This is a genomic window from Phosphitispora sp. TUW77 (genome assembly GCF_048453025.1).
GTDB lineage: Bacteria > Bacillota > Thermincolia > Thermincolales > UBA2595 > Phosphitispora.
Genome location: NZ_CP156677.1, coordinates 599,507 through 614,792 on the forward strand (window position 1 = coordinate 599,507; position 15,286 = coordinate 614,792).

At 43.6% G+C, this 15,286-nt stretch carries 16 protein-coding genes and 3 pseudogenes; 17 read left to right on the forward strand and 2 right to left on the reverse strand.

Annotation, left to right across the window (positions count from 1 at the left end):
- Window positions 1–92 precede the first annotated feature (92 nt).
- The 15 genes and pseudogenes from ABFY19_RS02835 to ABFY19_RS02905 form a co-directional block, all read left to right on the forward strand.
- Window positions 93–380, forward strand: a complete 288-nt coding sequence (locus tag ABFY19_RS02835) for a VRR-NUC domain-containing protein (protein ID WP_418791750.1) — start codon at window positions 93–95, stop codon at window positions 378–380.
- A pseudogene (locus ABFY19_RS02840) lies at window positions 377–1,734 on the forward strand (SNF2-related protein). Before ABFY19_RS02835 ends, ABFY19_RS02840 begins: the two are co-directional and overlap by 4 nt.
- Window positions 1,731–1,955, forward strand: a complete 225-nt coding sequence (locus ABFY19_RS02845; protein WP_418791751.1) for a hypothetical protein — start codon at window positions 1,731–1,733, stop codon at window positions 1,953–1,955. The pseudogene ABFY19_RS02840 and the gene ABFY19_RS02845 overlap by 4 nt, the downstream one beginning before the upstream one ends.
- Window positions 1,952–2,377 (forward strand): DUF1492 domain-containing protein, encoded by a 426-nt coding sequence (locus ABFY19_RS02850; RefSeq protein WP_312654149.1) that lies wholly within the window; start codon window positions 1,952–1,954, stop codon window positions 2,375–2,377. The genes ABFY19_RS02845 and ABFY19_RS02850 overlap by 4 nt, the downstream gene beginning before the upstream one ends.
- A gap of 140 nt (window positions 2,378–2,517) precedes the next feature.
- Window positions 2,518–2,877: an HNH endonuclease gene (locus tag ABFY19_RS02855; RefSeq protein WP_418792521.1), complete on the forward strand. Its 360-nt coding sequence runs from the start codon at window positions 2,518–2,520 to the stop codon at window positions 2,875–2,877.
- Window positions 2,878–2,981: 104 nt separating this feature from the next.
- The gene (locus ABFY19_RS02860; RefSeq protein WP_197660083.1) at window positions 2,982–3,533 is read left to right on the forward strand and encodes a P27 family phage terminase small subunit; all 552 of its coding nucleotides are present in this window, start codon (window positions 2,982–2,984) and stop codon (window positions 3,531–3,533) included.
- A gap of 18 nt (window positions 3,534–3,551) precedes the next feature.
- A complete protein-coding gene (metK, locus tag ABFY19_RS02865; protein WP_418791752.1) occupies window positions 3,552–4,730 on the forward strand; it encodes a methionine adenosyltransferase in 1,179 nt (392 codons plus the stop codon).
- Window positions 4,705–5,949: a site-specific DNA-methyltransferase gene (locus ABFY19_RS02870; RefSeq protein ID WP_418791753.1), complete on the forward strand. Its 1,245-nt coding sequence runs from the start codon at window positions 4,705–4,707 to the stop codon at window positions 5,947–5,949. Before metK ends, ABFY19_RS02870 begins: the two co-directional genes overlap by 26 nt.
- Window positions 5,939–7,804: a DNA cytosine methyltransferase gene (locus tag ABFY19_RS02875; protein WP_418791754.1), complete on the forward strand. Its 1,866-nt coding sequence runs from the start codon at window positions 5,939–5,941 to the stop codon at window positions 7,802–7,804. The genes ABFY19_RS02870 and ABFY19_RS02875 overlap by 11 nt, the downstream gene beginning before the upstream one ends.
- Window positions 7,805–7,903: 99 nt before the next feature.
- On the forward strand, window positions 7,904–8,707 hold the full coding sequence (locus tag ABFY19_RS02880) for a virulence protein (protein WP_418791755.1): 804 nt from the start codon (window positions 7,904–7,906) through the stop codon (window positions 8,705–8,707).
- Entirely contained in the window at window positions 8,700–8,927 is a 228-nt protein-coding gene (locus ABFY19_RS02885) for a DUF4314 domain-containing protein (RefSeq protein ID WP_418791756.1), read from the forward strand. The genes ABFY19_RS02880 and ABFY19_RS02885 overlap by 8 nt, the downstream gene beginning before the upstream one ends.
- Before the next feature lie 147 nt (window positions 8,928–9,074).
- Window positions 9,075–9,974, forward strand: coding sequence for an amidoligase family protein (locus tag ABFY19_RS02890; protein WP_418791757.1), 900 nt, complete (start codon window positions 9,075–9,077; stop codon window positions 9,972–9,974).
- A gap of 35 nt (window positions 9,975–10,009) precedes the next feature.
- Window positions 10,010–10,459 (forward strand): gamma-glutamylcyclotransferase family protein, encoded by a 450-nt coding sequence (locus tag ABFY19_RS02895; RefSeq protein WP_418791758.1) that lies wholly within the window; start codon window positions 10,010–10,012, stop codon window positions 10,457–10,459.
- Window positions 10,452–10,631: a DUF5049 domain-containing protein gene (locus tag ABFY19_RS02900; RefSeq protein WP_312654169.1), complete on the forward strand. Its 180-nt coding sequence runs from the start codon at window positions 10,452–10,454 to the stop codon at window positions 10,629–10,631. Before ABFY19_RS02895 ends, ABFY19_RS02900 begins: the two co-directional genes overlap by 8 nt.
- A gap of 113 nt (window positions 10,632–10,744) precedes the next feature.
- Window positions 10,745–11,380: pseudogene (locus tag ABFY19_RS02905) on the forward strand (terminase large subunit domain-containing protein); the annotation flags it as partial.
- Window positions 11,381–11,447: 67 nt separating this feature from the next.
- Here ABFY19_RS02905 and istB read toward each other — a convergent pair.
- Together istB and istA are read right to left on the reverse strand one after the other, a co-directional pair.
- Window positions 11,448–12,161, reverse strand: coding sequence for an IS21-like element helper ATPase IstB (gene istB, locus ABFY19_RS02910; protein ID WP_418790355.1), 714 nt, complete (start codon window positions 12,159–12,161; stop codon window positions 11,448–11,450).
- Window positions 12,158–13,669, reverse strand: coding sequence for an IS21 family transposase (istA, locus tag ABFY19_RS02915; protein ID WP_418790354.1), 1,512 nt, complete (start codon window positions 13,667–13,669; stop codon window positions 12,158–12,160). Before istA ends, istB begins: the two co-directional genes overlap by 4 nt.
- Window positions 13,670–13,804: 135 nt before the next feature.
- Here istA and ABFY19_RS02920 point away from each other — a divergent pair.
- Both ABFY19_RS02920 and ABFY19_RS02925 read left to right on the forward strand, forming a co-directional pair.
- Window positions 13,805–14,773, forward strand: a pseudogene (locus ABFY19_RS02920) (terminase large subunit); the annotation flags it as partial.
- An 85-nt stretch (window positions 14,774–14,858) separates the two neighbouring features.
- Window positions 14,859–15,224, forward strand: coding sequence for a hypothetical protein (locus ABFY19_RS02925; RefSeq protein ID WP_418791759.1), 366 nt, complete (start codon window positions 14,859–14,861; stop codon window positions 15,222–15,224).
- Window positions 15,225–15,286: the final 62 nt, after the last annotated feature.

The window sequence follows — 15,286 nt, forward strand, 5'->3', positions numbered from 1 at the left end:
AAGGAAGTTAAATCCTGTGAGCGCACACCCGCGTAAGTAAATATAGGGAAAGGTTGTGATAATTGTGTCCTTGTGTCAGATGGGAGGTAAAAGTGAGTGAAAAATATATAGAGCAAAAACTGGTAGCAACAGTTAAAAACATGGGAGGCATTGCCCCGAAACTTGTAAGTCCAGGATTTAATGGTATGCCTGACCGCCTTGTGCTACTTCCTATGGGCAGAATCGCATTTATTGAATTAAAAGCACCGGGCAAAATGATGCGTCCCCTGCAAGTAAGGAGAAAAAGACAACTGGAAGCGTTAGGTTTTTTAGTTTACTGCATTGATAGCGTAGAGCAGATTGATGAAGTGTTACGAACGTTGGGAGGTGATGCCGAATGAAGTTCATACCACATGATTATCAGCAGTATGCAATTGATTTTATCGAGAACAAGCCAATATCTGCAATATTCCTTGATATGGGCTTAGGTTAGGAAAAACGGTAATCACTCTTACCGCATTGTTTGATCTATGTCTTGATAAATTTGAAATAAGAAAGGTTCTTGTGATTGCGCCATTAAGAGTTGCATCTCAAACATGGCCTGCGGAAATAAAAAAATGGGATCACCTCAAAGGTTTATCATACTCTGTGGCTGTAGGAACTGAGAAAGATAGAATCAATGCACTTATGAAAAGGGCCACCATTTATATCATCAACCGTGAAAATGTAGACTGGCTTGTAAACAAGAGTGGTATCCCCTTTGACTTCGATATGGTTGTAATAGATGAGTTATCTTCTTTTAAGTCCTATGGTGCAAAGCGGTTCAAAAGCCTTCTGAAAGTTAGATCATCTGTAAGAAGAATGGTAGGTCTTACGGGAACGCCTTCAAGTAACGGACTTATGGATTTATGGGCAGAGTTTCGTGTTCTTGATTTAGGTCAAAGGCTTGGAAGGTACATAACCCACTACCGCAGTGCCTACTTTGTGCCGGATAAGCGTAATGCTGAGATTATATTTTCATATAAGCCGTTGTCGGGTGCTGAAGAAAGGATATACAGCCAAATATCTGATATTACGATTTCTATGAAGTCTGCAGATTATCTTAAAATGCCTGAATGCGCCATAAATGAAGTACCTGTGTATCTCAGTGAAAAAGAATGGAGCATTTATTCGGATTTCCGAGATGAGATGGTAGCAAATTTAGGTGATGAAGAAATTGATGCAGTAAATGCGGCAGTTCTTTCCGGCAAACTCCTGCAGATGTCCAACGGTGCTGTCTATGATGATAAAAACAAGGCGCATTTGATTCATGATAGAAAGCTTGATGCACTGGAGGACCTAATTGAAGGAGCAAACGGAAAACCGGTGCTTGTTGCCTACTGGTATAAGCATGACCTGGAGCGTATCCAGAAGAGGTTTCCCGTTAGGCAGATAAAGTCATCGAAAGATATAGAAGATTGGAATGATGGCAGTATTCCAATCGCCGCTATTCATCCAGCAAGTGCAGGACACGGCCTTAATCTTCAAAGCGGTGGTTCTACCCTTATATGGTTTGGACTTACCTGGTCTTTGGAGTTGTATCAGCAAACCAATGCCCGCCTTTACAGGCAAGGTCAAAATGAAACGGTTGTGATACACCACATTATTGCTAAAGACACCATAGATGAAGATGTGATGACTGCACTTACAAGAAAAGAAAAAACACAAACCTCTTTAATTGATGCTGTAAAAGCAAAATTGGAGGTGGTGCGATGACCGACCCTTATGAGCAACTTGCAAATGCCATTATCCTGCAAGCTGTCAAGGATTATAGGGATGCACTAAAAAAACTGAAAAAACGTCCCCGCTATGATCCTGCGAAGGACATGATATCCGAGGTGGAGAGGTTCTTCCATTCTGATTGGTATAGAGAACTTACCTCTGTTGATGGGAATTTCCTAATCAAAAATTTAAGATCGGAGGTAAGAAGATCATGAAAGTAAAGGAATATTTACACCAGGCTTATAGGCTTGATAAAAGAATACAATCTGACATCGAGGAAATGGAGTGCCTCAGAGAAATGGCAACAAGTGTATCATCTCCAAGTTGGGATGAAAAGGTGCAAACTTCACGAAATACAGATGCTAAGTTTGTAAGATGTTTAGAGCGGATTATAGATTTGGAAAGTAAGATAAATGCCGAAGTGGATAACCTTGTAGCACTCAAAGAGCAGATAAGGTGTGTTATAAACGAGGTTGCAGACACGGATGAACGCATGGTTCTACGCTATCGTTATGTGCATAACTTCACCTGGGAGCAAATCGGCGATGAACTTAATGCCGACAGAACAACAGTTTATAGGTGGCACAATGCAGCACTTAACCATGTGACTCTTCCTGAAGATCCTATTAAAATATAGTTTGCACATTCTGCAACACTTTGCAACAAGATACCACAGTTGCATTTATGTTATTATATAATCAGCGAAATAGAATAGATTCCAAGCCTTGTGGGTCCGTCCTGCAGGGCTTTTTCTATGCCCAAAAGCGAGGTGAAATGATGCCCTACAAACCAAAGCGTCCTTGTGCTTACCCCGGCTGCGGTCGGCTTGCTGAACGTGAGCAATACTGTGCCGAGCATCAAAAGGCAATGGACAAACATTACAACCAATATGATCGCGATCCTGCTTCCAATAAGCGATATGGTCGTGCTTGGAAGCGTATCCGTGACCGCTACATCAAGTCGCATCCTCTTTGTGAAGAATGCGAGAAACAAGGCAGTCTTACTCCAGCTGAAGAGGTACACCACATCCTCCCTCTCTCAAAAGGCGGAGGCAACGAGAAGAGCAATCTCATGGCTCTTTGTAAATCCTGTCACTCAAGGATTACTGCCGAGAGCGGTGACCGGTGGGGGCGGTAAAATCTCTAAAACTTTTTAAAGCGGACAGCGGCGTGGGGCTTCGTGTGAAAAAATGCGGTTTCAAACGAGGGAATAGCCTGGGCCCTGCAAAGTGAGGTGATTATATGGCAAAAGACGGTACAAATCGAGGTGGCGCTCGTGTTGGTGCAGGTGCAAAAAAGAAACCACTGGCTGACAAAATCGCCGAAGGCAATCCGGGAGGCAGGAAACTGACCGTGATGGAATTTAATGATACTGCAGACCTTAAAGGCCTTGAGATGCCCGAGCCAAATAAAATGCTTGAAGCTATACAAAAAGATGGCAAGGCTCTGGTTGCAGGTGAAATATACAGAAATACATGGCAGTGGTTAAATGAACGTGGGTGTGCCGTTCTCGTCTCGCCACAGCTATTGGAGCGATACGCCATGAGCGTGGCACGTTGGATTCAATGTGAGGAAGCGGTAACTGAATATGGCTTTTTAGCAAAACACCCAACTACGGGTAATGCCATTCAAAGTCCTTATGTGGCGATGGGTCAAAATTACATGAACCAAACAAACCGGTTGTGGATGGAGATATTCCAGATCGTCAAAGAAAACTGCACCGGTGAATATAGCGGCACTAATCCACAGGACGATGTAATGGAGCGTCTGCTCACAGCAAGGCGAGGAAAATAAATAAGATAGGAGAAAAATATGATTACTTATAAAACAGCAGAAAGTGTTTGTGCTGGGCATCCGGATAAGCTTTGTGACCTCATTGCTGATAATATTCTGGATGCTTGTATGCGTAAAGATAAAGCTTCTCGTGTGGCCTGTGAGGTCATGGCTACTAAAGGAAAAATTATCGTGGCGGGCGAAATCACCTGCAGCGGTAAAGTGGATATCCGTTTCATCGTAAAAAATGTACTTCGAGAGGTCGGATATAATCCCTGGAAGTTCACAGTATTTGTGTTCGTACATCAGCAAAGTGCTGATATTGCAGCGGGTGTAGATACTGCACTTGAAGTGCGAAATGGTATTACTGACCCGTATGGTTCAATAGGAGCCGGTGATCAAGGTACGGTTTACGGTTATGCAACAAACGAAACCAGTAAGAACCTTCCCCTCCCAGTTGTGCTTTCTCATCGTATCGTAAAGCGTATTGATGATTGCCGTAAAGGAAAACTCATTAAAGGAATTCTACCGGATGGCAAAGCGCAGGTTACTGTGGAATATGAGGACGGTAAGCCAAGACGTGTAAAAACGATTGTAGTTTCAGTCCAGCATGATAAAGACAAAACTCAGGAAGAACTGAGTTCGGATATCCGAAATAATGTACTTTGGCAGTGCTTTGAAGATTTTCCATTTGATAAGGGTACCGAAATTCTTATTAACCCCTCCGGAAGATTTGTCGAGGGTGGTCCTGCTGCCGACACAGGATTGACTGGCAGAAAAATCATGGTCGATACCTATGGTGGCCTTGCATCCCACGGCGGAGGTGCCCTTTGTGGCAAGGACCCGACTAAGGTTGACCGAAGTGGTGCCTACATGGCACGGTATATTGCGAAGAATATTGTTTGGAGCGGTCTTGCAGAAAAATGTGAGGTCGCTCTTTCTTATGCCATAGGAAAGGCAAACCCTGTGGCTGTTGATGTGACTTCCTTTGGTACAGGTAAGATCACCGACGATCAGCTTTCCAATATTGTGCAGGAAGTGTTTAACCTCAGACCTGCTGCAATCATTGAAAAACTACACTTAAGAAATGCAATCTATTCCGATACAGCGGTTTACGGGCATTTTAATTCCAGTCTGTTCCCCTGGGAGAATGTCAATATGTACATAAATTTGAGAAAGGCGGCTGAATTATATGCAGATAGAAAAATTGAAAACTGAGTTGTTGATTCCAGCCGACTATAATCCTCGTAAAGACTTGAAACCAGGTGACCCGGAATACGAAAAGCTAAAACGCTCCATCGAGCAGTTCGGTTATGTTGAACCCGTTATATGGAATAAAACCACAGCTCATGTTGTTGGTGGACATCAGCGTTTGAAGGTGCTACTTGATATGGGTATCACGGAAGTTGAGTGTGTGGTTATTGAAATGAACGAGGAAAAAGAAAAGGCACTCAATATCGCCCTTAATAAAATAAGCGGTGACTGGGATAAAGACAAATTGATGCTTTTAATTGCTGATCTGCAAGGAGCTGACTTTGACGTATCCCTCACCGGATTTGAGCCTGCTGAACTGGATGCATTGTTTAAGGATTCACTTAAGGATGGCATTCATGAAGATGACTTCGATGTAGATGCAGAACTGCAAAAGCCTGCACTCACCAAGCAAGGAGATGTTTGGATGCTTGGGCAGCACAGGCTCGTTTGTGGTGATTCCACCAAGGCTGATACTTTCAATGTTCTGATGGATGGCAAACTCGCAAATCTTGTTGTTACCGACCCTCCGTACAACGTCAACTATGAAGGTTCGGCGGGTAAAATTAAGAACGACAATATGGGAAATGAAGCGTTCTACGAATTTCTGCTTGAGGCGTTTAAGAATACCGAAGCGGCAATGGCGAAGGATGCTTCTATTTATGTATTTCATGCAGATACTGAAGGTTTAAATTTCAGAAAGGCTTTCGCAGAGTCTGGTTTCTATCTCTCCGGTACTTGCATTTGGAAAAAGCAGTCACTTGTTCTTGGCCGCTCCCCTTATCAATGGCAGCATGAGCCGGTTCTTTTCGGTTGGAAGAAATCCGGTAAGCACAACTGGTATGCCGATAGAAAGCAGACCACTATATGGGAATTTGAAAAGCCAAAGAAAAATGCTGACCATCCTACTATGAAACCGGTAGCATTGGTAGCCTATCCAATTCTGAATAGCAGTTTGTCTAATTGTATTGTACTCGATCCATTCGGCGGAAGTGGTTCTACCCTTATCGCCTGTGAGCAAACGGACAGGATATGCTATACCATCGAACTAGATGAAAAGTATTGTGATGTCATAGTAAAGAGATATATTGAGCAAGTCGGAAGTGCTGATGGTGTATTTCTTTTGAGAGATGGATCGGAAATCAGATATAGTGATCTGCCGGAGGTGGGTGCTGATGAAACATAAACTGACCCTCGGCTCGCTTTTTGACGGCAGTGGCGGCTTTCCCTTGGGCGGCTTGCTCTGTGGCATCGAGCCGTTATGGGCATCCGAAATTGAGCCGTTTCCTTTAAGGGTTACAACAAAAAGGTTGCCTTTTATGAAACACTACGGCGATGTCTCTTGCCTGGATGGCAGTAAGATAGAACCGGTTGATATAATTACATTTGGCTCACCTTGTCAGGATATGTCTGTGGCGGGTAAGCGTGATGGCTTGGACGGAGAGCGTTCAAGTCTTTTTTATGATGCCATTCGAATTGTAAAAGAAATGAGGTGTGCAACAGATGGTAAATATCCAAGATACATCGTCTGGGAAAACGTGCCGGGTGCTTTCTCCTCAAACAAAGGAGAGGACTTCAGATGTGTCCTTGAAAGCATCTGTCACATCAAAGATGAAACCTTATCAGTTCCTAAAGCTGATAAATGGAGGCAAGCAGGAAATGTCATGGGAGATGATTTCTCCATTGCTTGGCGAGTACTTGACGCTCAATACTGGGGAGTTCCCCAACGAAGAAAACGCATCTTCCTTGTCGCAGATTTTGCAGGTGGGAGTGCCGGAGAAGTACTATTTAAGTCAGAAGGCTTGTCTGGGTATTCTAAGGAGAGCTTCCGCACGTGGCAAGGAACTGCCGGTTGTTTTGAAAACGGCATTAGAGAAACAGGCACAAGCAGTGTGATCTTAAATGACCAAGGTGGTAATCGGATGGATATCACGGAAGATGTCACTTGCACTCTCCGAGCTGAGGCCCATCACCCACCTTGTGTTATGGATGCGGCGGTATTTGATAATCACGGAAGAGATACTCGCTTTACGGGGCCGATTGATGTTGCACCAACAATATCAGCCACTTATGGAACAGGCGGTAATAATCAGCCTTTTGTGGTTGGTGATACACCTAAAACTCTTAAAATCCGATGTGGCTGTGAGGGCGGTGGCAAAGGTGCTCTTATCCAGAATAATAAATCGGCAACACTATCCTGCAATAATGACCAGACGTTGTTTGTCCCAAAAGCTTATGGTATCTGCTCTAAAGACAGCAATGCCATGAAATCATCTAATCCCAACAGTGGAGTGTATGAGGCCGATACTTCACGAACCATTGATGGAAATGGAGGAAATCCTTCCTGCAATCAAGGTGGTATTGCTATTGTAGAAAGTTATGCGCTGCAAGGCTCCATGATTGGAAGAAAAGATAAGAACGGTCCACAAGGTGACGGGGTTAATGAAAATATAAGTTTTACATTAAATACTGTAGATAAGCACGCTGTTGTTTTCGCTATTGATAGAGAATCTTTCAACTGTGGTCAAAATTATGCCAGAAATCTTGGGATTACAGAAGACGGAATATCATCGACACTAAATGCACAAGGGCCAAGTGCTGTGGCAACTCCTACCTACTCTTCAAGCAAGGCATCATTTTTTACTGCCGCTGAAGAAGAACTAGCAAATACGCTAGTTGCTACTGACTACAAAGACCCTCCGCTTATTAATGATACAGACGGCACCCTATACACGGTCAGAAGATTAACTCCGACCGAATGTGCAAGACTTCAAGGTTTCCCGGATTGGTGGTGCAGTAATCTTGCAACAGAAAATCCAACAATGGATGACTTACGCACTTGGTATAACATATTTGAAACTCACCGTAAGGTTACGGGAAGTTCAACTAAGCCAAAAACCTTAAAGCAGATATCTAAGTGGCTTAAAGATCCACATTCTGATTCTGCAGAATATAAGATGTGGGGCAATGGAGTGGCACTTCCGTGTGTATATTTTGTTTTGTCGGGCATTGTGTTTTCCATACAAGATACCGCCGAATAAAAGAACATTATTCTCTACATAAAATGCTCGAAATTACTTGCTATTTACAGCGTTCAGAGTGATATATGTAGTACCGAAAAATGAAAGGCGGTATGAAAAATGAAGATAAATTATAACATTACAGGTCCAAAACGAAAATCGCTGGTAGGAGCTATCAGCCTGGAACTAAATGCTCCAACGATATACCTTGGTGCACCTACCTTTGCTTACGAAGTAGGAGGCTACCACATCGATAAGAATGGAATGCTCGAGGGTGAGGACAATCCCAACTTGGTTGCTGACCTTCAGGGATTGCATGACTTCAAAGCAATTACAGAAGAATATGACACTCCACTTCCAGAACCAGAACCAGTGCCGGAGGATATCCAAATTCCTTACGAAGCTGCTCTTGGCGGAAGGGTCAGCCCTTACTGCGATTATGAGGAGCCACCCGTATATGTAGAACCTGAGCAAAGTGACGAGGTCGAAACTAACCGGTTGACCATTGATTTGCCAAGGTCGTCTTTCACAGATATGGCTCTTGAAAACCTCAAGCGATTAGTAGAAAGCAAAGCGTCCTTAATAAAAAAGGCTTTAGCTACTGATTGCATCCCTATAATAACAAACGAAGAAACTATCAGTTTTCCTTGGTTTCAAGGAGAGCTTACTTCGGATGAGGTGAAAGCTTACACCCATTTTGTGACTGCACTCTTTGAGATGGCAAAAACGCAGCAGAGAGTCAACGCTACCGAAAAGCAAGTAGAAAATAAGAAGTACGCTTTTCGCTGTTTTCTCGTACGACTCGGTTTTGTAGGCTCCGAATACAAAGCGGAACGCAAAATTCTGCTAAAGAACTTATCTGGAAACAGTGCCTTCAAAAATGGTGCTCCGGCTAAAGCTGAGGAGGTAATGACTGATGAATAACTTTCCTTCAAGAGAAACTGTTGAACGCATCCGCAAGCAATACCCATCGGGCTGCCGAGTAGAACTTGTTCGTATGGACGATTTTCAAGCACCTCCTATGGGAACGAAAGGAATTGTCACTGGAGTAGATGACACAGGTAGTATTATGGTTCGCTGGGAGAATGGTTCTTCTTTAAATGTGGTTTACGGAGAGGATTTGTGCAGGAGAATCGAAGATTAATATGCACACTTTTCGCTTGAAAAAGCGGAGTAAGATTGTGTAAAAAATGACTGTATTTATCGAATAATTGTCTTGATATATAAGCCTTTTAGAGTGATATATGTATATGCCGAAAGGACAAATACACTTTAAAAGGAGCAAGAATCAATGTTAAATAAGAATTTTGGAATTGAAATTGAGTTCACAGGAATAACAAGAAACGAAGCCGCCAAGGTTGCTGCCGAATACCTAAACGGAGCGGTCACTGACACAGGCGACTATTACGATACCAAGAAGATTACTACTGCTGACGGGCGGGTTTGGAAGATTATGAGCGACGGAAGCATTTCTTGCCAGAAGAAACAAGGACGGCAGAAAGTTGCAGCAACAAGAGAATACAGCGTAGAGCTGGTAAGCCCCATCCTAACCTACCAGGGAGACATTGAAACACTGCAGGAGTTGGTACGCAGGCTACGCAAGGCAGGAGCTTTCACCAACAACTCCTGCGGAATACACATCCACTTGGACGGAGCAGACCACACAGCAAGGAGCATTCGAAACTTTGTAAACATCATCGCAAGCAAGAACGACCTTTTCTACAAGGCATTGCAGATAGAACCTTCACGAATAGGATATTGCAAAAAGATGGATGAGATTCTGGTGGAAAAAATCAACCGCAAGAAACCAAAAACGCTGGCACAGATTGAGAGCCTTTGGTATGAGGGTTATAGCGAAAGTACCAATCGACATTACCATTCAAGCCGATACCATTTTCTTAACCTGCATAGCTTTTTCAACGGAAACCACACGGTCGAACTCAGAGGATTTAACAGCGAACTTCATGCAGGCAAGATTAGAAGCTACATTGTTCTCGCCCTTGCACTGAACAACCAAGCACTGACACAAAAGTGTGCCTCTGCAAAGAAACCGCAGGCCGAGAATGAAAAGTTTGCAATGCGAACCTACCTCAACCGCATCGGTTTTATCGGCGAGGAATTCGCAAACTGCCGTGAACATTTGACCACCCACTTGGACGGCTCGGCAGCTTGGCGATTTCGGGCAGCCTGAGCGGTTGCCTTGCAAAAATAAGGAGGACAAAGACTATGAATAAAACATTTTATCTTGCCTATGGCTCAAACCTTAACCTTGAGCAAATGGCGCACCGTTGCCCCACAGCTAAGCCGGTTGGACCGGTTGTTTTAAAGGACTACCAGTTATTGTTTCGAGGCGGACACGGCGGCTCTGTGGCAACCGTGGAGCCTTTAAAGGGCAAGACAGTCCCATGCCTACTGTGGGAGATTACCCCGGCTGATGAAGCGGCACTTGACCGCTACGAGGGTTTCCCGTTCCTATACCGAAAAGAAATAGTCAAAGTGAAACTTGGAAAAAGAAACGTAGAAACTATGGTGTACATCATGAACGATGGCAGACCACTTGGCACTCCGAGCTGCTATTATTACAGCGTCATCTTAGAGGGTTACAGGAGCGCAGATTTTGATATCGGCATTCTAAAACAGTCAGTAGAGGATTCAAAGGAGGTCGAAAATGGATAAGAAGATAAAGGAACAGATACTCGCCATACGTGATACAGGTGAAACTAATATGTTTGATGTGAGGAAGGTGCAGGAAATTGCTCTGCGAGAAGGGTTTAATGAGCTACTTGTTTACCTTTCGGATAATACTGGCGCCTATTCCCGATTCATTTTGACTGGCGAAGAGAATTAAATAGCTTAAACCAATTAGGAACAGTGCCAAAAATGGCTCTGTTTCTCGTACAGATAGATTTGAAGGCTTGCGTGATGCAGGTCTATTTTTATGTGCAAAAGGAGGCGGCGGATATACGAAAACTCAAGAAATACACACCAACACTGTTTAAGGCTGCTGATTCTGTCTACGATAAGTCCACCGCTGATTATGCCGTAGCCTTTATCGAGGCTCTCTCCCATACTAAAGGCACATGGGCGGGTAAGCCTTTTGAACTAATAGACTGGCAAGAGCGGATTATCCGTGATGTATTTGGAATTTTAAAGCCGAACGGCTATCGGCAGTTCAATACTGCTTATGTAGAAATACCTAAAAAGATGGGAAAAAGTGAGCTTGCGGCGGCTGTTGCCCTGTTGCTCACATGCGGAGATAACGAGGAACGTGCAGAGGTTTACGGCTGTGCTGCTGACCGCAACCAGGCATCCATCGTTTTTAATGTTGCAGCGGATATGGTGCGGATGTGTCCGGCTTTAGCAAAACGAGTGAAGATTCTTGACTCTACTAAGCGACTCATCTATCAACCGACGGGCAGTATTTATCAAGTGCTGTCAGCCGATGTCAGCAACAAGCATGGTTTCAATACCCACGGTGTGGTGTTTGACGAACTTCACACCCAACCGAACAGAAAGCTCTTCGATGTTATGACCAAAGGCAGTGGTGATGCAAGAATGCAGCCACTGTATTTTCTTATAACCACTGCTGGAGACAATCTGTATTTGGCAAGTAAATAATGTAGCATTCCGGAAGTTAAGAAGTGTAACACCCCGGTTTACATATTTAACAATTAATGGATGAATGGGTTAACCGGTAACTTGGTCCGCCAAACACCAGCAGGTGGCTGTGATGAACCAGCCGGTCAATAATGGCGCTGGTCATCTTCTCATCATAGAAAATCCCGTTCCAGTTGCTGAATTCCAGGTTGGTAGTAATAATAACGCTGCGTTTTTCATAGCATTCCGATATTACCTGAAACAGCAGTTGGGCCCCGCCCTTTTCAAAGGGCACATAGCCCCATTCATCGCAGATTAGCAGGTCGCATTTCTGAATTTGCCGCATGTATTTGTTCAAACTTCCGGATTTTTTGGCTTCAGATAATTGGTTAACCAATGCTGCTGTACGGAAGAATCTAACTGATTTACCCTGATTGCAGGATTCCACGCCCAGTGCTGTAGCCAGATGGGTTTTACCTGTGCCTACTGGCCCATAAAGGATGAGATTCTGTTTGTTCTGTATAAAATCAGTACTGGTAAGCTCATTCAGAGCGATGGATTTGGGAATTTCGATATGCTCAAAGCTGTAATCCTGAAATGTTTTCATCACATCAAAGCCGGCTGCTTTAAGGAGCCTCCTTTTTCGGGTGATTTCACGGTTGGCAAATTCCATTTCCAGAAGTCGCAGCAGAAATTCCTGATTGGATGCAACTTCGATTTCTTTGTAGTCTTTGTAGAAAGTACGGCCAATCTTAAGTTTTTTGCAGTATTCAGTAATCATTGCTTCCAGGGCTGTTCACCTCCTTTAAGCAGGAGATCATAGGCTCGGAAGTTAGTGCTATATTTTTGAACTTCCGGAAGTTTAAATGCAGTGTTTTGGAAGTTATCTTCCGGAAGATATGTATTCAGGCGGTTGTGGATAGCCAGCAAACTGTCTGAATTAATGGTTTCTCTCCGGCAGGATTCGGCAAATGCCGCTTCAGCAGCAGCCATATCAGCAGTCTGAAGCATGGTTAGCAGGATTTTAAGAGAGTTTCTCTTCTCGGTGTAATCACATTTATCAAAGTAGTCCTGGATAGTTGACGGCAGTTGCTTAAAGAAACCTGTGTATTTGAGTGCTGCTGGCCTTCTGACCATCAGCTTCAGGTATGGCCCCCAAATCATCGATTCGTTTTGCTGGCCATACAGCCTGGGGTGCTGCACAACCGTCCGGTATTCCTGATTCATAACTTCGACATCGTAGGCCCCGACTTTAAGCCACAGGTTTTTGCCTGCATATTCAGGTGAGGATGAGTAAAGCTTGTTTTCATATCGCACTTTGCCATATTTATCTACTTTGACAGGTTCAAGTCGGTATACTTCAAAGGGAACTTCCGGAAGTTTATCCATGGCAGCCTTGTCTTCGGCAAATAGGGCACAGATTAAATGCGGCTTTTGGTAGTGCTTACGGTTCATATCCGCATCACACTTTTCCAGCAGTATTTTGTTGAACTTCTTTAAATCATCGAATTCGGGAATGGGGACCAGGAAGTTTCTCCGATGATAGCCGACCTTGCCTTCCACATGACCCTTTTCATGGCCGCTGTCAGGATTACAGAAATTGCTCTGGAAGCCATAGTGGAGCATAAACCGGGCAAAGCCTTTGGTGATATCCCGTTCACCGTTTTTGCGAATTTTGCTGACGGTTGTGGATGCATTATCTAACCAGGCATGGGTTGGCACTTTGCCAATGTGTTCAAAGATGGTTTTCAGGCCTTCCAATAGGCATTCCTGATTCTCAGACTTGAATAACTGAAGGTAACCACCGTTGCTGTAAGGGAATGACAGGTTAAGATAATGCCCGTCGTACAGAACTCCTTTTTCGATGAACTGAGCAGCGCCAAAATCTATCTGAGCTTCACCCGGCGGATGTTCCAGCGGCAAATGGCCTTCCTGCGTCAGGCCAATTCCCTTTTTGCGTTTAGACACATATGCTCTTACAGACCGGTCTGAAATATCGAAGTCCGGGAACTGTTCCTTCAGACGGTCGAACACCCTTTGGGCGGTGTGCCTTTGCTTGGGCTTTGCATGCAGGTCAGCTTCCAGCCATGAATCTATTAAATCTATATACGGCGCCAGTTTGCGTACCCTTAGCTTACCCGGATTATGTTCGAGATTAAAGTTTTCTTTTTCAACATACTTCTTAACGGTATTGAAATGGTGACCTGTTTCACGGGCAATCCCTCTTAGGGTTTTCCCTTTAAATTTGAACAGGTATTTGATATTATGGACTTGTTCCATTGTCAGCATCCTTTCTATACCCCCTTTAAGCTTCGCAACTCAAAGGGTAAAGTATTTCCGGGGTGTTGGCAATGGATTTTCCATTTTTCTGCTACTTTTTTCTACTTCCGGAGTGCTACACTTTCATTTTGCCATAAACAAGACAATCAGAATAGTATCTGCTGGGAAGTACATCAGAAGGCTTTGGATATCATAGATGGAAGAAAAAATGATCCTACTTTCTACCCTGTAATATATGGTGCTGCTTTAGAGGATGACTGGACTGATCCAAAGGTGTGGAAGAAAGCAAACCCATCGCTGGGAATCACGGTCAGCATGGATAAAGTTAAAGCTGCCTTTGAATCAGCAAGACAGAATCCTGCTGAAGAGAACAGTTTTAGGCAACTTAGGCTCAATCAATGGGTCAAACAGGCAGTGCGGTGGATGCCTATGGAAAAATGGGATGCCTGTGCATTTGCTGTTAACCCGGAATCACTATGTGGGCGAGTCTGCTACGGAGGTCTTGACCTATCGAGCAGTACGGATATTACAGCTTTCGTGCTGGTCTTTCCGCCATTGGATGAGGACGATAAATACACTGTTATGCCGTTCTTCTGGATACCGGAGGATAACATTGATTTACGTGTTCGGCGTGACCATGTAAATTACGATGTATGGAAAAAGCAAGGGTTTCTTAAAACCACGGAAGGCAATGTGGTGCATTACGGTTTCATTGAAACTTTTATTGAGGAGCTTAGTACAAAATATAACATTAGAGAAATTGCCTTCGACCGATGGGGTGCTGTGCAAATGACGCAGAATCTTGAAAACCTTGGTTTCACTGTAGTTCCGTTCGGTCAAGGTTTTAAAGATATGTCTCCGCCGACCAAAGAACTGATGAAACTAACCTTGGAACAAAAGATTGCCCACGGTGGGCATCCAGTTCTTCGTTGGATGATGGATAACATCTATATAAGAACTGATCCTGCTGGTAATATCAAGGCAGACAAGGAAAAATCAACTGAGAAAATTGACGGTGCCGTAGCAACTATTATGGCACTCGACCGTGCAATTCGTTGTGGCGGAGGTACGGGTTCTTCTGTTTATGATGAAAGGGGTTTATTAATATTTTGATTTGCAGCCATCCTTTGATTCTTTAAAATCATACGCCGGCTGCACTTTTCCATGCTATAATTAAGGAAAGGTGGAGGTGTAAAAGATGGAAAAAGAACATAGGAGCATTGAAAAAATTAATGATGATATAAAATCTGCGGGTCAGTCCTTTTTAGGATTAAACATGGCTGATTTGTTAATAAGGATTAAAGAACTTGATGATAAGATACTAAAAAGCAAGTTAATAGATGAATACCATTCAAACCAACACGGGTATTACGATAAAGACACAGGTGGCACAAGAACAAGGGTGAATTCAGCTATCCGAATTATAAAATCAGAAAAAGTAGTATACGCTATGGAGCAAATAGACGGATCGGACCCAAGAGTTCTACCGGAAGCAGTTGCTAAAGCAAAAGAAACAGTAGCAAAAATTAAGACGGGAGAACTAAAGCTGCCTAATCTTAATTAATAAGACACATAAGAGCATCTATTGCTGAATAGGTGCTTTTTTCTTGCCCATTTATAAGGAGA